At 29.3% G+C, this 20,267-nt stretch carries 19 protein-coding genes, 2 rRNA genes and 1 other annotated feature; of the genes, 18 read left to right on the forward strand and 3 right to left on the reverse strand.

What is annotated here, in order from left to right:
• The 9 genes from ABHC41_RS11255 to ABHC41_RS11295 form a co-directional block, all read left to right on the forward strand.
• Positions 1 to 79 (forward strand): 23S ribosomal RNA (locus ABHC41_RS11255); the annotation flags it as partial.
• A 59-nt stretch (positions 80 to 138) separates the two neighbouring features.
• A 5S ribosomal RNA gene (rrf, locus tag ABHC41_RS11260) occupies positions 139 to 255 on the forward strand.
• Positions 256 to 458: 203 nt separating this feature from the next.
• A complete protein-coding gene (locus ABHC41_RS11265) occupies positions 459 to 1,868 on the forward strand; it encodes an aminotransferase class I/II-fold pyridoxal phosphate-dependent enzyme (protein WP_092921506.1) in 1,410 nt (469 codons plus the stop codon).
• 173 nt (positions 1,869 to 2,041) lie between these two features.
• Positions 2,042 to 2,731 (forward strand): thymidylate kinase, encoded by a 690-nt coding sequence (locus tag ABHC41_RS11270; protein WP_092921504.1) that lies wholly within the window; start codon positions 2,042 to 2,044, stop codon positions 2,729 to 2,731.
• Positions 2,732 to 2,733: 2 nt separating this feature from the next.
• Positions 2,734 to 3,669: a DNA polymerase III subunit delta' C-terminal domain-containing protein gene (locus ABHC41_RS11275; protein ID WP_166504660.1), complete on the forward strand. Its 936-nt coding sequence runs from the start codon at positions 2,734 to 2,736 to the stop codon at positions 3,667 to 3,669.
• Complete coding sequence (locus ABHC41_RS11280; RefSeq protein ID WP_092921500.1) at positions 3,666 to 4,541, forward strand: stage 0 sporulation family protein; 876 nt, start codon at positions 3,666 to 3,668, stop codon at positions 4,539 to 4,541. The genes ABHC41_RS11275 and ABHC41_RS11280 overlap by 4 nt, the downstream gene beginning before the upstream one ends.
• 142 nt (positions 4,542 to 4,683) lie before the next feature.
• Entirely contained in the window at positions 4,684 to 5,436 is a 753-nt protein-coding gene (locus ABHC41_RS11285; RefSeq protein WP_092921497.1) for a tRNA1(Val) (adenine(37)-N6)-methyltransferase, read from the forward strand.
• Positions 5,437 to 6,270, forward strand: a complete 834-nt coding sequence (gene rsmI, locus ABHC41_RS11290; RefSeq protein ID WP_092921495.1) for a 16S rRNA (cytidine(1402)-2'-O)-methyltransferase — start codon at positions 5,437 to 5,439, stop codon at positions 6,268 to 6,270.
• 26 nt (positions 6,271 to 6,296) lie between these two features.
• The gene (locus ABHC41_RS11295; RefSeq protein WP_092921493.1) at positions 6,297 to 6,998 is read left to right on the forward strand and encodes an HD domain-containing protein; all 702 of its coding nucleotides are present in this window, start codon (positions 6,297 to 6,299) and stop codon (positions 6,996 to 6,998) included.
• 105 nt (positions 6,999 to 7,103) lie between these two features.
• Here the strand turns inward: ABHC41_RS11295 and ABHC41_RS11300 are convergent, their stop codons facing one another.
• Complete coding sequence (locus ABHC41_RS11300; protein WP_092921491.1) at positions 7,104 to 7,532, reverse strand: Lrp/AsnC family transcriptional regulator; 429 nt, start codon at positions 7,530 to 7,532, stop codon at positions 7,104 to 7,106.
• A gap of 17 nt (positions 7,533 to 7,549) precedes the next feature.
• Positions 7,550 to 8,992 (reverse strand): nicotinate phosphoribosyltransferase, encoded by a 1,443-nt coding sequence (locus ABHC41_RS11305; RefSeq protein WP_092921489.1) that lies wholly within the window; start codon positions 8,990 to 8,992, stop codon positions 7,550 to 7,552.
• A 172-nt stretch (positions 8,993 to 9,164) separates the two neighbouring features.
• On the opposite strand from ABHC41_RS11305, the gene ABHC41_RS11310 reads away from it, so the two are divergent.
• The 9 genes from ABHC41_RS11310 (at position 9,165) to ABHC41_RS11350 (ending at position 18,763) form a co-directional block, all read left to right on the forward strand.
• Positions 9,165 to 9,746 carry a nucleoside recognition domain-containing protein gene (locus ABHC41_RS11310; RefSeq protein WP_240276228.1) on the forward strand — a complete coding sequence of 194 codons (582 nt, stop codon included), beginning with the start codon at positions 9,165 to 9,167 and terminating at the stop codon, positions 9,744 to 9,746.
• A complete protein-coding gene (locus ABHC41_RS11315) occupies positions 9,747 to 10,271 on the forward strand; it encodes a spore maturation protein (protein WP_092921485.1) in 525 nt (174 codons plus the stop codon). It abuts the gene before it with no gap.
• A 145-nt stretch (positions 10,272 to 10,416) separates the two neighbouring features.
• Positions 10,417 to 10,708, forward strand: a binding site (T-box leader).
• A 67-nt stretch (positions 10,709 to 10,775) separates the two neighbouring features.
• Complete coding sequence (metG, locus tag ABHC41_RS11320; protein ID WP_330615185.1) at positions 10,776 to 12,749, forward strand: methionine--tRNA ligase; 1,974 nt, start codon at positions 10,776 to 10,778, stop codon at positions 12,747 to 12,749.
• 19 nt (positions 12,750 to 12,768) lie between these two features.
• Complete coding sequence (locus ABHC41_RS11325) at positions 12,769 to 13,539, forward strand: TatD family hydrolase (protein WP_092921481.1); 771 nt, start codon at positions 12,769 to 12,771, stop codon at positions 13,537 to 13,539.
• 256 nt (positions 13,540 to 13,795) lie between these two features.
• Positions 13,796 to 14,332, forward strand: a complete 537-nt coding sequence (rnmV, locus tag ABHC41_RS11330; protein WP_092921479.1) for a ribonuclease M5 — start codon at positions 13,796 to 13,798, stop codon at positions 14,330 to 14,332.
• Between the two features lie 20 nt (positions 14,333 to 14,352).
• Positions 14,353 to 15,225, forward strand: a complete 873-nt coding sequence (gene rsmA / locus ABHC41_RS11335; RefSeq protein WP_092921477.1) for a 16S rRNA (adenine(1518)-N(6)/adenine(1519)-N(6))-dimethyltransferase RsmA — start codon at positions 14,353 to 14,355, stop codon at positions 15,223 to 15,225.
• A gap of 70 nt (positions 15,226 to 15,295) precedes the next feature.
• Positions 15,296 to 16,537 (forward strand): hypothetical protein, encoded by a 1,242-nt coding sequence (locus tag ABHC41_RS11340; protein ID WP_166504662.1) that lies wholly within the window; start codon positions 15,296 to 15,298, stop codon positions 16,535 to 16,537.
• A gap of 81 nt (positions 16,538 to 16,618) precedes the next feature.
• Positions 16,619 to 17,734, forward strand: coding sequence for a M20/M25/M40 family metallo-hydrolase (locus tag ABHC41_RS11345; RefSeq protein WP_166504663.1), 1,116 nt, complete (start codon positions 16,619 to 16,621; stop codon positions 17,732 to 17,734).
• A 228-nt stretch (positions 17,735 to 17,962) separates the two neighbouring features.
• Positions 17,963 to 18,763, forward strand: a complete 801-nt coding sequence (locus tag ABHC41_RS11350; protein WP_092921471.1) for a hypothetical protein — start codon at positions 17,963 to 17,965, stop codon at positions 18,761 to 18,763.
• Positions 18,764 to 18,814: 51 nt separating this feature from the next.
• Here the strand turns inward: ABHC41_RS11350 and murC are convergent, their stop codons facing one another.
• Positions 18,815 to 20,167, reverse strand: a complete 1,353-nt coding sequence (gene murC / locus ABHC41_RS11355) for a UDP-N-acetylmuramate--L-alanine ligase (protein ID WP_092921469.1) — start codon at positions 20,165 to 20,167, stop codon at positions 18,815 to 18,817.
• Positions 20,168 to 20,267 lie beyond the last annotated feature (100 nt).

Here is a 20,267-nt window from a genome sequence, read left to right on the forward strand (position 1 = left end):
TACCTGGTTGATAGGTCGAAGGTGTAAGTGCAGTAATGTATTTAGCTTATCGATACTAATAGGTCGAGGACTTGACCAAAAATCATTAACTAAATGATATACAGTTTTCAGAGTATTAACTCTAAAAGATAAAGATTATGTGGTTATTATAGCAAAGAGGATACACCTGTTCCCATACCGAACACAGAAGTTAAGCTCTTTAGCGCTGATGGTACTTGGGGGGCGACCCCCTGGGAGAGTAAGACGTAGCCACGTAATCTTTTTTTATGTCTAAAATTAAATAATGATTAAAATTATTTTTATGAGTATAAATAAGGTCGTTGATAGATTATAATAGTATCAACGACTTTATTTGTATTTATATACGAAAATTAATTGATAAATATAATACATATTAAATAAGTATTAATTTATTATATTGATTATTGGTTAGATCTAATCATTAGAAGGAGAACAAAATGAAAACAGAGATTATTAATCATTTAAGAGAAATCGTAGAAACTAATCTAATATCATTTCATGTGCCAGGTCATAAGTTAGGAAAAATTTATGACAAACTTGGATACTCTGATATAGTTAAAAATATATATAAAATGGACACAACTGAGATACCAGGAACTGATAATTTACATTCGCCAGAAGGAATAATAAAAAAATCGCAAGAAAGGGCTTCTAAGGCTTTCAAAAGCGATGAGACATATTATCTTATAAATGGAAGTACATGTGGGATACAAGGGGCTATAATGGCTTTATGTAATCCTAAGGATAAGATAATTGTTAATAGAGATTGCCATCAATCTGTTATAAATTCATGTATATTAGCTGATATAGAACCTATATATATACTTTCTAAAATTGACAAAGAAACTAATATACAAGAGGGAATAGATATTGAAGAATCTAAGAAGATAATAGACAATAATTTAGATGCTAAAGCTATTTTACTTACATATCCAACTTACTATGGAAAAACTTTTGAATTAAATGAAATATGTGATTATGCACACAAGCACAATATAGCAGTAATAGTAGATGAGGCACATGGGGCGCATTTAGGTTTAAGTGATAGATTACCAAAGACTGCTCTAGAAGAAGGTGCAGATATAGTAATTCAAAGTACTCATAAGACATTACCTTCATTTACTCAATCATCAATGATACATATAAAAGGAGATAGAGTGGATAGACAAAGATTAAGTACTATGCTTAGAATAATAGAATCATCTAGTCCTTCTTATATTCTTATGTCTTCATTAGAATTGGCTGTAGATATATATGAAACTAAAGGTAATGAATTAATGGAAGAACTTTTAGATAATATAGAGCAATTTAAAGAAAAAAATAAAAATACAAGTTTTGATATATATAATGAGGATGACAAAACAAAGTTATTTTTATCTTCTAAAAAACTAGGAATGACGGGATATGAATTAGAAGATCTTTTAAGAGAAAAGTACAATATACAGGTAGAATTAGCCAATTATTATGGAGTACTTTTAATATGTACTATAGGAAATACTAAAGAAGATTTAGATAAATTATCCGAAGCATTAGAAGACATGTCGAATAGATATAAGAAAGATTCTTATATAGAATGTCTAGAATATCCAGTAGTAATACCAGAAAAAGCACTAAATCCTAGAGAGGCATTTTATAAAAATAAGAAAAGTGTTAAAATATATGAAAGTATTGGACAAATTTGTGCCGAATATGTAATACCGTATCCTCCAGGAGTGAGTTTGTTGTCTCCAGGAGAAGTAATTACTAAAGAAATAATAGATTATGTAATTTTATGCCATAAAAAAGGAATGAATATAAATGGAATAAAAGATTTGAATTTAGAATTTATAGAGATTATAAGTGACTAATATAAATGATTATAAATTTTAGATAGACTCAGTTTAATATGTTATGTTAGTTAATCTATTATTCTATTAATGTATCTTATACATAATTAAAAAATAAATCAAAATATATAAGACTAAATAAAGAATTACGGAGGTGATACCTGGTTAAATATTTTTTTAATCAGGATATAAATATGAAGGGAAAGTTAATAATCATAGAAAGTGGATCAGATGCAAGCGGAAAGGCCACTCAAACAAAGAAGTTATATGAAAGACTTTTAGAAGATGGATATAATGTTAGAAAGGTTGAATATCCAAACTATGATGGAGAATCATCAGCACTAGTTAAGATGTACTTAAGAGGAGATTTTGGAAGTAAGCCTTCAGATGTAGACCCGTATATAGCATCTACATTTTATGCAGCAGATAGATATGCATCGTTTAAAACAGAATGGGAAGAGTTCTACAATAATGGTGGTATAGTACTTGCAGATAGATATACAACATCTAATATGGTACATCAAGCTTCTAAAATGGCTAAAGAAGATAGAGATAAATATTTAGATTGGTTATTTGATTATGAGTTTAATCTATATAAAATTCCACAACCAGATTGTGTAGTATTTTTAGATGTTCCAATAGAGTTTAGTAAAAAACTTATGGAAAATAGAAAAAACAAAATAACTGGTGAGGATAAAAAAGATATACATGAAAGTGATTTAGATTATTTAGAGAAATCATATAACAACTCTTTATATATAGCTGATAAGTATAATTGGGAAAAAATAAACTGTGTAGAGGAAGAAAACCTTAGAAGTATAGATAGTATACATGAAGAGATATACAAGGTTGTAGAGGATAAGATAAAATCTGTGGAGAGATAAATATGTACTTTGAAGATATAATAGGACAAGAGTTTGCTAAAAAATACTTAACAAATTCTATAAACAATAACAAAATAAGCCATGCATACATGTTTGAAGGAATAGAAGGTATAGGAAAAAAGAAACTAACCGAGGAATTAGCAAAATTATTGCTAGATATAAGTGATGTTAATAATAGCCCTGACTATATAGAGATAAAGCCAGATGGAAATAGTATAAAAATAGCACAAATAAGAAAATTACAAACAGATATAATTATAAAGCCTCATAAAGATTATAAAATATATGTAATAAATGATGCACATAAAATGACAGTTGAAGGTCAAAATGCTCTTTTAAAGACGTTAGAAGAGCCACCACAGTATGCTATAATAATTCTTGTAACATCTAATAAAGAAGCTCTTTTAGACACTATAAAATCTAGATGTGAAATAATTAAATTCTTACCTATATCTCTTATAGACTTAAAAAAATACCTAATACAAAAAGGTGTAGATGAACAGAGAACTCAATTGTTAGCTACTTTTTCTAGAGGTAGTATAGAAAAAGCATTAGAACTGTCTGAATCTAGTGAGTTTGCTCTTATGAGAGAAGAAATACAATCATATATAGAAAGACTTCTTGATAAGAATATAGTTGATATATTAGATATATCGTTAGATATAGAAAAATATAGAGGAGATATATTCAATATTTTAGATATTATGATTAATTATTTTAGAGATATTATGTTTATAAAAGAAAAAATTGACAAGAACATGATAATAAATTCCGATAAAATTACTTTTTTACAAAATATGAGTAAAAAAATTAGCTATTCTCAAGTGTCTAAGATTATTGATATAATAGAAGAGACAAAGAAAAAGATAAGAAGCAATTGTAACTTTAATATAAGTATGCAAGTTATGGCTTTGAATATATATGAGGTGATTAAATGATAAAGATAGTGGGTGTTAGGTTTAAAAATGCAGGTAAAATTTATTACTTTGATCCTGTTGATTTAGAAATAGAGAAAAATATGGATGTAGTAGTTGAAACTGCAAGGGGATTAGAATATGGTTCAGTGGTAGTAGGGCCAAAGGAAATATCAGAAGAAGAGTTAGTTTCACCATTAAAACCAATCATAAGAGTAGCTACAGAAGAAGATACTAAAATATATCTTGAAAACAAAGAAAAATCTAAGGAAACTTTTGAAATATGCCAACAAAAAATTAAAAGCCATGGGTTAACTATGTATTTAATAGATTGTGAATATACATTTGATAGAAATAAGCTAATTTTCTATTTCACAGCAGAAGGCAGAATAGATTTTAGAGAGCTTGTAAAAGATTTAGCATCGATATTTAAGACTAGAATAGAATTAAGACAAATTGGGGTTAGAGATGAAGCTAAAACAATAGGTGGATTAGGACCATGTGGTAGAAGTCTTTGTTGTTCATCATGGTTAGGAGATTTCCAACCAGTATCTATAAAAATGGCAAAAGACCAAAGTTTATCATTAAACCCTACAAAAATATCAGGAATATGTGGAAGACTGTTCTGTTGCTTAAAATATGAGCATGATGTGTATGCAGAAGCGATAGATGTTATGCCATCAGTAGGAGCATTAGTTAAAGTTGAAGATGGAAAAGGACGAGTTATAGAAATAAATCCATTATTAGAACAAGTTAAAGTTGAATTTAATGATAAGACTATAAAAGTATATCTTAAAGATGATGTTAAGGTATTACAAGAGCCTAGAAAATGTGGTGGATGTCAAAATGATATAGATGAAGCTACATTAAGAGAGTTAAAGAAACTAGAAGATTAATTTTATATAACTAAGGGGGTAGGATTTTTCCTACCCTTTTAGATAGAATAAATATAATTGATAAAGAACTTAATATAGAAAATATTAATATATTTAGTAAAGTATTTGACAGTCTTAGAGTAAGACATGAAAGGAGATATATATGGAAGTACAATTAAAGGAAACAGAAAGAATAGATGACTTGCAATTGAAAGGTCTTAAATTAATACAGGATAAAACTGGATTTTGTTTTGGTATAGATGCAGTATTATTAGCTAATTTTGCAAAGGTTAAAAAAGGAGCTAAAGTAGTAGATTTAGGAACTGGAACAGGTATAATACCAACACTTATAGCAGGAAAAAGCCAAGCGAGTAAAATAATAGGTGTAGAGATACAAGAAGAAGTATATGAAATGGCTACTCGCTCTGTAAAATTAAACAATCTACAAGACAGAGTGGAAATAATAAATGCTGACATAAAAACAATAGATAAAACACTAGAAGTACATGGCTATCATGTAGTTACATCAAATCCTCCATATATGCACATGGATGGTATAAAAAACCCTAATGATAAAAAGATGATATCAAGACATGAAGTTAAATGCAACTTAGAAGATGTTATAAGAGCAGCATCAAGGCTTACAATGCCTAAAGGAAAGTTTTTCATGATACATAGACCTACAAGACTTGTAGATATAATAGAGTTAGGAAGAAAATATAGACTAGAACCTAAGCAAGTTCAATTTATTCATCCAAGAGCTAATAAGGCACCAAACCTAATACTTGTAGAGTTTGCTAAAGATGGAAGACCAGAATTGAAAATACTGGACCCATTATATGTATATGGAGAAGATGGAAACTATACAGATGAGATAAAAGCAATATATGCAAATGAAGATATAGGAGAAGAGTAAATGAGCGGAAAGTTATATGTATGTCCAACACCTATAGGGAATTTAGAAGATATGACTTATAGAACAGTAAGAATTTTAAATGAAGTAGATTTAATAGCAGCAGAAGATACAAGACATAGTATAAAGCTTTTAAATCATTTTGAAATATCTAAACCATTAACTAGTTACCATGAACATAATAAAGATTCTAAAGGAAGTTATCTTATAGATAAATTATTAAATGGAGAAAATATAGCATTAATAAGTGATGCAGGAATGCCTGGAATAAGCGACCCAGGTGAAGAAATAATAAAGCAAGCAATAGAAAATAATATAGAGATAGAAGTATTGCCAGGAGCTAGTGCATCTATTATAGCTTTAGTTGGTTCAGGGCTAGAAACTAGAAAGTTTGCTTTTGAAGGATTTTTAGATAGAGATAAGAGAGTAAGAAGGCAACAATTAGAAGAAGTCAAGGAAGAAAGAAGAACTATAATATTCTATGAATCACCACATAGATTAAAAGATACTTTAAAAGATATGCTAAAAATATTAGGAAATAGAAAAATAGCAGTAAATAGGGAGCTTACTAAAAAATATCAAGAAGTAATAAGAGAAGATATTGAAACAGTAATTGAAATATTTAATGAAAAAGAAGTAAAGGGTGAATTTGTATTAATAGTAGAAGGATTTAAAGGTGAGATAACTAAGAAAAATAGCTATGATGACCTTAATGAAAGAGAATATGTTATTGCATTACTAGAAGAAGGTAAAAATAAAAAAGAAGCTATAAAAATAGTATGTAAGGATAGAAAACTACAGAAAGATATAGTATATAAGCAAGTTTTAGACCTATAAAATAAAACTAACTTGGGGTGGCTAAAATGGAAATTAAAGATATGTTGTTAGAAAGTTTAGTGTTTGAAAATACATCAGAAAAGTTTAAAGAATTAGATAGACTTAAAAAATTAGAAAAAGTTATATTAAAATTAAATGGCATGAAGGAAGTAGGAGAATGTAAATTTCATGTAGTAAATGTCTATGAACATTCTATAAAAGCCTTAGAAGAGTTTGAAGAAATGCTCAAAGAGGGAGAATTTTTCTCAAGTCATTTAAGAAACAATATAAAAGAATATTTAAATGAAGATATGGATGGTCATATAAAAAAGATTCATCTATTAAAATTAAGTATATTCTTACATGATATAGGTAAAGCAGACAGTAAAACAGTAGATGATACAGGAAGAGTACATTTTAGAGGGCATGAGATAGTAGGAGCTAAAATTTCAAGAGAATTAGGAAAAAGCCTAAATCTTGATGAAAGAAGTATAGAATTGATTGAAAAATATGTAAGATACCATATGGTACTCTTAGCTCTATATAAGAAAAATGATATGAGTAAAGAAAATCTTACAGAGTTATTTGATATTTTAGGAAAAGACTGTATAGGAGTGTTTATATTAGGCTATTGCGATATAGTAGCAACAAGAAAACTACTAAATCCAAATGAAGATATGAATATAATAAAGGTGTATATGGAATATGCACTTACGAATTATATCTATAGATATAAGCAAAGTTCATAATATAAATATTAGTTAGCTAGAATATATATTTTTAAAGAAAAGAAGTCAATGTAAAATAGTAGTTACTTTACATTGACTTCTTTTTTGATAATATTGGATCAATTTTTATAATATAGCCTTAGCTTGTATTGGTGTTGATAGTATAACTGAAGTTTTAGTAGAGCCGATTTTCTTTATTGTATCAATAACGTTTTCAAGTTCATACATGTCTCTAACTACAACCTTTAATAGTGAGCAGTCATCTCCTGTAACATGATGACATTCAACTATTCTTGGATCTTGACGAGCTACATTAATAAACTCTTCATACTTATTGCTAGGTAAAGATATGTGTATAAAAGCTTTTATAACTCTACCTAAAGCATCAGGATTAACTATAGCTTTATAACCTTCTATTATTCCTGATTCCTCTAGCCTTTTAACTCTTTCAGAAACAGCTGGAGAAGTTAGTCCAACTATTTTACCTAAATCTTTCATTGAAATTCTACCATCTTGTTGTAGAATGTCTATAATTCTGTGATCTGTAGCATCCATTTTGAATCCCCCTTGTATTAAGATGATTTATTATAGAAATTTTTAGAATCTATCATGTTGTTTTTTAGGTCCCAAAGGTCCTTAGATAAATCTACTTTGTAAGTTTGAGGATTAGAAAATCTTCTGTACTCATCCCATAAAGTGTTTAACTCATTTTGTACATAATCTCTTATTTTCATAACAGGTTTATGCTCATACATACATTTACCATTTATAAATAAAGGCTTATGAAGCTCTTTAACTGTATAGTTATTAAAAACTTTTGATTTCCAAGTGTATACAGGATGGAATACAGTAAGAGGCTTAGATTCATCTATTTTCTCATCATGCAACATTATTAAATCTGCTTCAGCCTTGTTATCTTCATTATAAATTCTTATAACTTTTTTATATCCTGGGTTATTTATTTTTTCAGGATCTTCTGATAATTTTATCTTAGGTTCTATTTTATCGCCATTAAAAGATGCAGCTAACTTGTAAACTCCTCCCAGAGACGGAGAGTCAGCAGATGTTATCAATTTAGTTCCAACACCCCAAGAGTTTATAGCAGCACCTTCAGATTTAAGATTAGATATAGTATGCTCATCTAAGTCATTAGATGCTGTTATACTAATATCAGTAAAACCTTCTTCTTCTAATGCTTTTTTACATTCTTTAGATAAATAGTGTAAATCACCAGAATCTAATCTAATACCTAAAGGCTTGTGACCTTTTTCTCTTAAGTTTTTGAATACTTTTATAGCATTAGGAAGTCCACTATTTAATACATTATAAGTGTCTATAAGTAAAAGGCATTTATCTGGATATATGTCGGCATAAGCTTCAAATGCCTCTAATTCTGTATCAAATTTTTGAACCCAGCTATGAGCTTGAGTTCCTACTACAGGAACATCAAATAATTTACCTGCTAAAACATTAGCAGTAGCATTACATCCCCCTATCATAGCAGCTCTAGCACCATATGTACCGGCATCAGGACCTTGAGCACGTCTAAGTCCAAACTCAAACACTGGATCTCCTTGAGCAGCAAAACAAACTCTAGATGCCTTCGTTGCTATAAGTGATTGAAAATTAACAATTGTTAATAAGGCAGTTTCGATTAATTGGGCTTGATATAATGGAGCTTTTACAGTAAGTATAGGCTCATTTGGGAACATTATAGTACCTTCTTCAACTGAGTATATATCCCCTGTAAATTTGAAATCCTTCAAAAACGTTAAAAATTTATCAGAAAAAAGATTTAGGCTTTTAAGATACTTTAAATCTTCATCGGAAAAATTTATGTTTTTTATATACTCAACAAATTGATCTATACCACACACTATTGTGTAGCCCCCGTTGCAAGCATTTTTTCTAAAAAACATATCAAATACTACAACATCTTCATGGATATTTTTTTCAAAATAACCATTTATCATAGTGAGTTGATACAAATCAGTAAGAAGTGTTAAATTTCTCATTGCATTTCTCCTTAAATATATATAATTATAAAATCACTTCGTATATGGATTAGTATGAAAAGCTAGTTGATTAAAAAACCCCACATATATACTAAAACACAATATAGTGCAAGTTTCAAGTATAAAGTAGTATATATAAATCATAAAATTTATCTAGAGGGGAGGCGATTTAATGGCAAGAATATGGTTTTATATGATTGCTATAGGAATAATAGGAAGTATGGTGTTTAATAATCTAGGAGAACTAAACAAAGTAATATTAACAGAAGCATCTAAAGGAGTAGAATTTGCAATAAGTTTGGCTGGGGTAATGGCTCTTTGGATGGGGATAATGAACATAGCAAAAGATGCTGGATTGATAGAAAAAATTGGACAAAAACTAAACCCTATAATGACAAGACTTTTCCCATCCATACCAAAGGGACATAAAGCTATGTCTTATATGGTTATGAATATAGCTTTGAATATGGTAGGGGCAGGTAATGGAGCTACAGCATTTGGACTAAAGGCTATGGAAGAACTACAAACTTTAAATCCTAAAAAGGATACAGCGACAAATGATATGATAATGTTTTTAGTCATTAATATATCATCAATTCAGTTAATACCATTTACTATGCTCAAAATAAGAATGGATTTAGGTTCTCAAAATCCAAGTCAGATAATAGTAACTACACTATTTGCAACAACAGTATCAACAATAATAGCTATAATAACCTGTAAATTATTGCAAAGTAAAAGGAGGTTAAGATAGATGGAGCTATTTTCAAATATACTTGTCCCTCTAATAATACTTTATATAGTTATTTATGGAAGACACAAAAAAATAGATATATATGATAGTTTTGTAAAAGGAGCAATAGATGGTCTTAAATCAGCTTGGTCTATAACACCTTACATAATAGGGATATTCTTAGCGATAGGGATATTTAAAACTGGGAAAGGAATAGAAATGCTTGAATTTTTATTTAAGCCAATAGCAGAGCTAATGAGTATACCAAAAGAACTTATAGGATTAATAATAGTAAAACCTCTTTCAGGAAGCGGTGCACTTGGAATGTATACTGAATTAGCACAAAGAGTAGGTATAGATACTATAATAGAGAAAATGGGATCTACAATAGTTGGGGCATCTGAAACAATTTTTTACACAATGGCTATATACTATGGAAGTTTAAAAATAAAGAACACTAGACACACACTAACTTGTGCTATGATAAGTCATATTGCAGGAGTTATAGCATCTGTATTTATCTGCTATATATTATTTACAGCTTAATATTTCTATAAAATGTACAAGATGGTATAATTAAAGTGTAAAAACCAATTGACATTAATTTATTAATTATATAGAATTAGTTTTAAATAGTAACAAGATTACATAAAATGAATAAAATATATTTATTTAGTAAAATATAGAAATATATAAAGCTGAGAAGAGAAGAGTAAATAAGGACTTTTTCTACAGAGAGCTAGGTTAGGTGAAAGCTAGCGTCAAAGAAATTATTGAAGATGGCCTCGGAGCTTTTTTATCTGAATAATAGAGAGTTCTATTTTTAAGATAAAACGGTTAGACACGTTATAGTCTGCTAAGATATCTAAAGTATTATAAGATACCATATTGATATGAGTAAACATCAATAAGTTTTAACTTTTAAAGTAGTATCTATAAATTTAGATAATTAGGGTGGTACCGCGAATAATCTCGCCCCTATGTATATCATAGGAGGCGAGTTTTTTAATACAAAGAGTTTCAACTCTATATTAAAGGTTAAAAATATAAATATATACTAAAAATAAATCAGGAGGTAAGAATATGACAAAACCAACTTTCTATGTAACAACTCCTATATACTACCCAAGTGGAAACTTACATATAGGACATACTTATACAACTGTTGCAGCAGATGCAATAGCAAGATTTAAACGTTTCTGTGGATATGATGTAAAGTTCTTAACAGGAACAGATGAGCACGGAGAAAAGATACAAAAAACTGCTAAGGCAAAAGGTATGACTGAAATAGAATACTTAGATGGGATGATAGCAGATATACAAAAATTATGGAAGACTATGGATATATCATATGATGATTTCATAAGAACTACACAAGATAGACATAAGGTAATAATCCAAAAGATATTCACTAAGTTATATGAACAAGGAGATATATACAAAGGAGCTTATGAAGGTAAGTATTGTACTCCATGTGAAAGTTTCTGGACAGAATCACAATTAGTAGATGGAAATAAGTGTCCTGACTGTGGAAGAGAAACTTATGATGCTAAGGAAGAAGCTTACTTCTTCAAATTATCAAAATATGAAGATAGATTAAGAGAATTATTTGCTGACCCTAACTTCTGTTTCCCAGTATCAAGAAAAAATGAGATGGTTGCAAACTTCTTAGATAAAGGATTAGAAGATTTATGTGTAACTAGAACTACATTTGATTGGGGTATAAAAGTACCATTTGATGAAAAACACGTAATATACGTTTGGGTAGATGCTTTATGCAACTATATAACAGCTTTAGGATATATGAGTGAAAATGATTCAGAATACAAAAAATTCTGGCCAGCTAATGTTCATATAGTAGGTAAAGAAATAATGAGATTCCATACAATAATATGGCCAGCTATACTTATGGCTTTAGGTGAAGAAGTACCTACACAAGTATATGGACATGGATGGATATTATTTGATAATGATAAGATGAGTAAATCAAAAGGAAACATAGTTTATCCAGAGCAAATGATAGAAAGATACGGAGTAGATGCTCTTAAATACTTCTTATTAAGAGAATTTGCATTTGGTCAAGATGGTAACTATACTCATAGAAACTTTATAACTAGACTTAACTCAGATTTAGCAAATGATTTAGGAAACTTAGTAAGTAGAACAGTTGCAATGGTTGAAAAATATAACGGTGGAATAATACCAATGCCAAAAGCTACTACTGAATTTGATGCTGACTTAAAAGAAACTGCTAGATTATCAGTAGAAAATTTTGAAAATGAAATGAACAAACTTCAATTTAATGAAGCATTAGAAAGTGCTTGGAAATTAATAAGAAGAACTAACAAGTATATAGATGAAACTATGCCTTGGGCTTTAGCAAAAGATGAAGCTAACAAAGATACTTTAGATACAGTATTATACAACTTATGTGAATCTATAAGAATAGTAGCTACATTAATAAATCCAATAATGAACGCTACTGCTAAAAAAATATACTGTCAATTAGGAATAACAAATGAAGAATTAACAACTTGGGAAAGTGTTAAAACATTTGGATTAATAACTGAAGGAACAAAAGTACACAAAGGTGAATCTTTATTCCCAAGATTAGATATAGAAAAGGAAGTAGAAGAATTGAACGAATTATTTGCAGAAAAGAAAGACGTAGTAGAAGAAGTAGCTCCATTAGAGCACAAAGAAAACATAACAATAGATGAATTAGATAAAGTTGAACTAAGAGTAGGTAAAGTTTTAAGCTGTGAAAAACATCCAAAAGCAGATAGACTTTTAGTATCTCAAATAAAATTAGGTTCAGAAACAAGACAAATCGTATCAGGAATAGCTAAATGGTATAAGCCAGAAGATATGGTTGGAAAAGATGTTATAGTTGTTTGTAACTTAAAGCCAGTTAAGCTAAGAGGAGTAGAATCTCAAGGTATGATATTAGCTGCTGGAGATGATGGTGACGATTTAGTAGTACCAGTAGCTACAGGTGCTAAGGATGGATGCGAAGTTCGTTAATTAGTTAGGAGAATAAAAAATGTTATTTGATTCACATGCACACTTAAATAGTGAAAGATTTGATGAAGATAGAGAAGAATTAATAGAATCTTTAAAAGAAAAAGGTGTAGATTTAGTATTAAATCCAGGAGCAGATATAGAAACATCAATAACTAGTGTAGAATTAGCTAATAAATATGATTTTATATATGCAGCAGTTGGAGTGCATCCACACGATGTTAAAGATTTAGATGATACTGCAATAGATACTTTAAGAAAACTAGCTACTGAAAATGAAAAAGTAGTAGCTATAGGTGAAATAGGATTAGACTATTACTATGATAATTCACCTAGAGAAGAACAAAAAGAATGGTTTAAAAAACAAATAGAATTAGCTAATGAGTTAAAATTACCTATAATAATACATGATAGAGATGCACATGGAGATACTTTTGAAATAATAAAAAATACAAAATCTCCAGAAATAGGATGTGTGCTTCATTGTTATAGCGGGAATGTTGAATTAGCTAGAGAATATGTAAAAATGGGTTGCTATATATCAATACCAGGAACAGTGACTTTTAAAAATAATAAAAAAACTAGAGAAGTAGCAAAAGAAATACCTCTAGAATATTTATTAATAGAAACTGATTCACCATATATGGCTCCAGAGCCTCATAGAGGGAAAAGAAATGACCCATCATTAGTTCAATTTGTAGCAGATAAGATTGCTCAAGAAAAAGGTATATCTTACGAGCAAGTTTGCAAAGCTACAAAAGAAAATGCTAAAAGATTATTTAATATAAAATAAAAGCCCTTGAGACTGTATAGTCTCAAGAGCTTTTTTTAATACAATTATAAAATATTTATAGATATACATTATTATTCTAGCATCATAGTTATTAAGTAAATATTGTAAAACACAATAAAAATAGAGTGTAAAAACAAAAACTATAGCACATAATGATATTATAGTTTTTGTTTTTCCTTGATAAAATTACATAAAAAACGTAAAATATAGAAATGAAGTTAAGACAGGATACAAAACAGATAAAGGTGAATTGATAATGATAAAAGAAATAATAGTTGTAGAAGGAAGAGACGATGTTACAGCAGTAAAAAGAGCTGTAGATGCAGAACTTATAACAACTGGTGGATTTGGGTTTCCTAAAGGTGTTATGGAAAGAATAAAATCTGCTCAAAAAAGACGTGGAGTAATAATATTTACAGATCCTGATTTTGCGGGTGAAAAAATAAGAAAAAAAATAGCTGCAGAAGTTCCAGGATGTAAGCATGCTTTTTTACCAAGAGAGGAAGCTAAAAAAGATGGTGACATAGGTATAGAAAATGCCACACCAAAGAGTATAATAGCAGCTCTTGAGAGAGTTAGAACAGAAAGTACAGAAAAAAGAGATGAATTTAAGCAAGTTGATTTAATAAGAAATGGACTTATAGGAAATGAAGATGCATCTAATAGAAGAGATGAATTAGGAAAGATACTTGGAATCGGATATGGAAATGCCAAGCAATTCTTAAATAGATTAAATAATTATGGGGTTACTAGAGAAGAATTTGTAAAATCACTAGAAACTTTAGATAAATAAATATAAAAGGAGAAAAATTAATGGATAGACTTTCATCACATAGAGCCACAAAAGATGTAGTTGAAAAGCACGGATTTAAATTTTCAAAGTCTTTAGGGCAAAACTTTTTAATAGATGATAATGTAATAGATAAAATATTAAGAGGGGCAAGACTTTCTGAAGGAGACTATATAATAGAAGTAGGTCCTGGTATAGGGACACTAACTCGTGAGATGGGTAAAGTAGCTCAGAAAGTTGTGGCTATAGAAATAGATAAAACATTAATACCTATATTACAGGGTGAAACATTAAAAGACTTTGATAATATAGAAGTAATAAATCAAGATATATTAAAAGTAAATGTTCAAGAATTAGTAAAAGAAAAACTAAATGGGGGACCAGTTAAATTAGTTGCAAACTTACCATACTATATAACAACTCCAATAGTTATGAAGTTCTTAGAAGAAGATATACCAGTAACGGATATAGTTGTAATGGTACAAAAGGAAGTTGCAGATAGAATGAATGCAGTACCAGGAACAAAAGATTATGGAGCTTTATCAGTAGCAGTTCAATATTATTGTGATACAGAAATAGTAGCAAAAGCACCAAGACATATGTTTATACCACAACCAAATGTTGACTCAACAGTTATAGGACTTCATGTTAGAGAAGAAATAAAATATCCAGTTGATAATGAAGAAATATTCTTCAAGACTGTTAAAGCGGCTTTTGGACAAAGAAGAAAAACATTACTTAATGCATTAGGTGGATTAGGATTCTTAAGTAAAGATGAGATAAAGGAAGTACTAAGTGCTGCTAATATAGATGAAAAAAGAAGAGGGGAAACTTTATCAATAGAAGAGTTTGCCACTTTATCAAATAAAGTAAATGAAAAAGTACCTTCAAAATAATTGAAGGTACTTTTTTTAGAATCATACTCATATACTATTAAGAGAAATTATGTTAAAAGGGGGATTAAAAGTGGCAGCTAAAAAAAAATTTAAGAGAGATTATATAATCCTTGAAGCTAAGGACACTAACTTTAGATACAAAGAACGTGTTTTACCAAAAGCATTTGCTAAAGTAGAGATAAATGATGAAAAATCAATAATTTCATTATATGTAGAAAATCTTAAATTTATGAAAGATGGATATAGGGTAGTTGCTATACAAAGCGATTATGATACCCTTGATTTAGGAAAGGTATTGCCAAGTGAGCAAGGAAAAGGTGAATTTACATTAAATTTAGACAGAGAAGATATAGATATAAAAGGTATAGCTCTTTTATATGAAAAAACTGTACCACTTATAGGATTTAAAGGTACTAAGATAGATAATTATGAGGAAATATTATTTGCAGGAGAAGAGTATGAAGATGACGAAAGATTTGAGGAATATGAAGAAATAGAGTATATAGAAGTAGATGATAATGACGAAGGGTTTGAGGAATATGAAGAAATAGGATATATAGATGTAGATAATATAGAAGAAGATGATAATGAAGAAGAGTATGAAGTGTATGAAGAAATAGAGTATATAGAAATAGATGATGATGAAGAAGAGTATGAAAGTGAAGAAGAAAGTGTATACAACTCAGATGATGGTTATTATGAAATTATAGAGGAGGATGTAAATCCTCAAACTAGAGAAAAATATGACGAATATGATAATATAGATAAAACTATAGAGAAAAATAGAAAAAGTAGTGAGCCTAAAGAAAAGAAGACATATCCTACTGTTTCACATCAACAAAAAACACGTCAAAAGTATGCAAAAACAAATTCTATAGATGAATACCAAAAAACGGCAGGAACACTTTTAATGCCAAGACAAATAAAAAAAGGGCTTAAACATTTTAAGGAAGTAAGACCATTTATCAAAGATGAAATAGACAATACTAGATGGTGGAAAATTGAAATAAGTCCTACAACTTTATGTGGATACACTATGCCTTACTTAGGATATGTTAATACTCTAAATTACACAATGTATAGTGATGCAGTAATGCAATCATATAAATATAGACATTACTTATTTGGTGTACAATATGATGAGTATAACAAGAGAAAGAATTATATATACGCAGTCCCAGGAAATAAAACAGAGCAACCAGATAAAGGTCATACAGGATTTAGAGAATACCAGCCTTGTGACACAAGAAATGATAGCTTAGGATACTGGTTATGTATGATAGATTCAAGAAGTAGAAAAATAATAAAATAGAATAAATTACCTCACATATTGATAATTTTTTGATAATGTTCTAAAATTATAGGTAGACCAAGTATAACTGGAGGAGAATATATGATAAATAATCAAAGACTAATCAATGAATTTTTAGAGCTAGTTCAAATCGACAGTCCATCTTCAAAAGAAGGCAAAATAGCTGAAGTTCTAGTCGAAAAACTAAAAGAAATAGGTTTAGAAGTTGTTATAGATGGTGCTGGTGTAAAAGCTGGTGGAGAAACAGGAAATGTAATTGCTACATTAAAAGGAAATAGAGAAGGTAAAACATTACTTTTCACTTCACATATGGATACAGTTAGTCCTGGTATAGGAGTAAAACCTATAATAGACGAAGCTAATGGCATAATAAAAAGTGATGGAACAACAGTACTAGGGTCTGATGATAAAGCTGGTATAGCTGCTATATTAGAGGCATTAAGAACAGTTAAGGAAAATGATATCCAACATGCAGATATACAAGTTGTATTCTCAATATGGGAAGAAGGCGGATTATATGGTGCTAAGTACTTAGATTATTCTAAAGTAAATGCAGACTATGCATTTGTTTTAGATAGTGGTGGAGCTCCAGGAGAAATAATAATTCAAGCGCCAGCACAAGATGCTATAAAGGTCAAAATAATAGGAAAACCAGCTCATGCAGGTCTTGAGCCAGAAAATGGAGTAAGTTCAGTAATGGTTGCTGCAAGAGCTATAGAAAATATGAATTTATTAAGAATAGATGAAGAAACTACTGCTAATATAGGTATAATAAATGGTGGAATAGCAACAAATATAGTTATGCCAGAATTAGAAATAGCAGCAGAAGCTAGAAGCTTAAGCGAAGAAAAATTAGATGCTCAAACAAACCATATGGTAGATGTATTCAAAAAAGCAGCTAAAGAATTTGGAGCTAAAATAGAAATAGAAACTACAAGAGCTTATGCACCATTTAATATATCTGAAGATGATGAAATAGTAGTGCTAGCTAAAAAAGCTTTTGCTAATATGAATATAGAAGGTCACACAACATCTACAGGTGGAGGTAGTGATACTAATATATTAAATAAAAATGGAATAAAAGCAGTTAACCTAGGTATAGGTATGAAGAATGCTCATACATTAGAAGAATATATAGCTATAAAGGATATAGAAAATTCTGCTAAAATGGTAACTGAGTTAATAAAAGAAGCATAAATTAAAAATTTAAAACTAATTAGAAATAGTATCTAAATTGCTTTTAGATACTATTTTTATGTTAAAAGATAAGAAAAAATGTATAAAAATTAAAAAATGTACAAGTATTTATGTAGAAGGGTGTAGTAATTTCCCTGGAAATAAGTATAATAAGTAATTATGTCTTACAAAAACTACATAAAAGTAATATAATTATCTTATGATTATATGGATAAAGGAGGCGTGAAGATGGCTAAGAAGAAAAAAATCAAAAAAAAGGTTTTAGTAGCTCTTACTGTAGTGTTATTCTTTGTATGCTATTTCTTAGGATTTACCTTGTTCAAAGATACAAAAGACAAAGAACCAGGACAACAAACGACAGAGGCATTAGAAGATGACACAAGATCATTAATAAAACAATTGAGCTCTAAAAGTAAAATATACTTATCAGATTCAAAAGTAGAAAGTGTTAGAATAGAAAAGGATTATTGGGATAATATAACTGTGTTATTTACAGAATTTACAAAAATAAGAAAGCCACAATCATACACTCCTATATACAATGGTAACTCAGATGATGGAATTAGATTTTCAACAGACTTGAATTACTTTAGGGTATACACTGTCAGCAAAGAAGAGTACTATAAAGTTCCGGTTGCTACAAAAAAAGAACTTAGTAAGCTTTTAAGTGAGAGTATATATTTGTCATTTGACTTTATAAAGCAGTATAAGAGTTGGGATACTGTAAAAATAACTTATAAAGATGAAACTAAGAAAATATTTGGCTGGAATTTTAAAGACCTAGCACTTAAAATGGTTCAAAAGAGAATGGTTGGCAAAGTTCAGCCAGAAAAGAGTAAAGAAAGAAGTAAGTACAACTTTACTATAAACATTCAAGGCGAGAACTATGATGCGAAAGTAGAAACAATGGGTAAAGATTATGTAAAAATAACACAGGGTGAAGGAAAGAATAAAATTCAAGCATATTATGAAGTCCACACTGGATTATATGATTATCTTGTAAAAGACATATTTAAATTAGAGGAATAAGTATTTTAATAAGCAAAAAGGATATACTAGTTAGTATATCCTTTTTGTTTATTAATTTTCAACTAATTCTTCAGCTACCTTGTATATAGGTCCTGCACCAGCAGTTATTACTAAATCATTAGAAGAGACATTATCACGAAGATAGTCAACTATATCTTCAAACTTACTTATATAAGCAACATCAACATGGTTTTGATATAACTTTTCAACTAAATCTTTAGAATGAATATCTCCTGGATCATTTTCTCTGGCAGCGTATATGTCAGTTATAATAACTTTATCAGCAGAATAAAATGCTTCAGCAAATTCATTTAAAAGAGACTTAGTTCTAGTGTAAGTATGAGGTTGGAATATACACCATAACTTAGACTTCTTCATCTTTTTAGCAGCAGATAAAGTAGCCTTTAATTCAGTAGGGTGATGAGCATAATCATCAATTATTAATGCATCATTATATTTACCCTTAACCTCAAATCTTCTTCCAACACCAGAATAAGATTTTATATTTTCTCTTATAAGCTCTAATTCTATATTAGAAACATAAGCAACTAATATAGCAGCAGTAGCGTTGTAGATGTTATGAAGTCCTGGAACAGAAAGTTCAAATACACCTAAATTTTTACCATTCAATTCTATCTCGAATATACCATGACCTTTTTCATTGAAGCTTATATTTTTAATTAAAGCATCATTATCTAAATTTGTACCGTATTTTATAACAGTAGCTTTTACGTCGTGTAATATATCATTTGTATTTTCGTCATCTCCATTTATTATGAAATAACCATCTTTAGGAAGTAATTTACCAAATTTATTAAAAGATGCTTTTATTTCATCTAAGCCTGAGAAGTAATCTAAATGGTCTTCCTCTATATTTAAAACTGTTGATATCTTAGGGTTAAAGTTTAGGAAACTATCAACATATTCACATGCCTCTGTTATGAAATGATCAGAGTTACCTATTTTAACATTACCACCTATACTACTTAAATTTCCACCAACTAATATAGTTGGATCTAAATCCGCATATTGGAATATAGTAGATAACATAGAAGTAGTTGAAGTTTTACCATGAGTACCAGAAATTGCTATAGAATTTTTGTACTCTCTCATTATTTGACCTAAGAAAGTAGCTCTGTTTACAACAAGTTTATTCTTTTCTCTAGCTGCAATAAGCTCAGCATTATCATCATGAACTGCCGCAGTGTAAACAACCATATCTACATCATCTGCCAAATGTTCTTTTTCATGTCCTATAAATATATTAGCGCCTTGAGATCTAAGTTTATCTAATAAGTAAGATTCGTTTGAATCTGAACCAGAAACTTTATATCCTTTATTAAGGCATATTTCAGCTAAAGCACTCATGCTTATGCCACCGATTCCAATGAAATGTATCTTCATAAGAAAACCACCTTTCTTTTAATTAAGCCCTACAATATGAACTATGTTTGTGGTATAATAGTATAATGTTCAATATTTAATGATTAATATACATATACTA

Origin of the sequence: Romboutsia sp. 1001216sp1 (assembly GCF_039841805.1) — a bacterium.
GTDB classification, from domain to species: domain Bacteria; phylum Bacillota; class Clostridia; order Peptostreptococcales; family Peptostreptococcaceae; genus Romboutsia_C; species Romboutsia_C hominis.

Bases quoted from the DNA above. Each gene is read 5' to 3' on its own strand.
- ABHC41_RS11265 (WP_092921506.1), top strand. From the start codon at position 459: ATGAAAACAGAGATTATTAATCATTTAAGAGAAATCGTAGAAACTAAT.
- ABHC41_RS11270 (WP_092921504.1), top strand. From the start codon at position 2,042: ATGAAGGGAAAGTTAATAATCATAGAAAGTGGATCAGATGCAAGCGGA.
- ABHC41_RS11275 (WP_166504660.1), top strand. From the start codon at position 2,734: ATGTACTTTGAAGATATAATAGGACAAGAGTTTGCTAAAAAATACTTA.
- ABHC41_RS11280 (WP_092921500.1), top strand. From the start codon at position 3,666: ATGATAAAGATAGTGGGTGTTAGGTTTAAAAATGCAGGTAAAATTTAT.
- ABHC41_RS11285 (WP_092921497.1), top strand. From the start codon at position 4,684: ATGGAAGTACAATTAAAGGAAACAGAAAGAATAGATGACTTGCAATTG.
- rsmI (WP_092921495.1), top strand. From the start codon at position 5,437: ATGAGCGGAAAGTTATATGTATGTCCAACACCTATAGGGAATTTAGAA.
- ABHC41_RS11295 (WP_092921493.1), top strand. From the start codon at position 6,297: ATGGAAATTAAAGATATGTTGTTAGAAAGTTTAGTGTTTGAAAATACA.
- ABHC41_RS11300 (WP_092921491.1), bottom strand. From the start codon at position 7,532: ATGGATGCTACAGATCACAGAATTATAGACATTCTACAACAAGATGGT.
- ABHC41_RS11305 (WP_092921489.1), bottom strand. From the start codon at position 8,992: ATGAGAAATTTAACACTTCTTACTGATTTGTATCAACTCACTATGATA.
- ABHC41_RS11310 (WP_240276228.1), top strand. From the start codon at position 9,165: ATGGCAAGAATATGGTTTTATATGATTGCTATAGGAATAATAGGAAGT.
- ABHC41_RS11315 (WP_092921485.1), top strand. From the start codon at position 9,747: ATGGAGCTATTTTCAAATATACTTGTCCCTCTAATAATACTTTATATA.
- ABHC41_RS11325 (WP_092921481.1), top strand. From the start codon at position 12,769: ATGTTATTTGATTCACATGCACACTTAAATAGTGAAAGATTTGATGAA.
- rnmV (WP_092921479.1), top strand. From the start codon at position 13,796: ATGATAAAAGAAATAATAGTTGTAGAAGGAAGAGACGATGTTACAGCA.
- rsmA (WP_092921477.1), top strand. From the start codon at position 14,353: ATGGATAGACTTTCATCACATAGAGCCACAAAAGATGTAGTTGAAAAG.
- ABHC41_RS11345 (WP_166504663.1), top strand. From the start codon at position 16,619: ATGATAAATAATCAAAGACTAATCAATGAATTTTTAGAGCTAGTTCAA.
- ABHC41_RS11350 (WP_092921471.1), top strand. From the start codon at position 17,963: ATGGCTAAGAAGAAAAAAATCAAAAAAAAGGTTTTAGTAGCTCTTACT.
- murC (WP_092921469.1), bottom strand. From the start codon at position 20,167: ATGAAGATACATTTCATTGGAATCGGTGGCATAAGCATGAGTGCTTTA.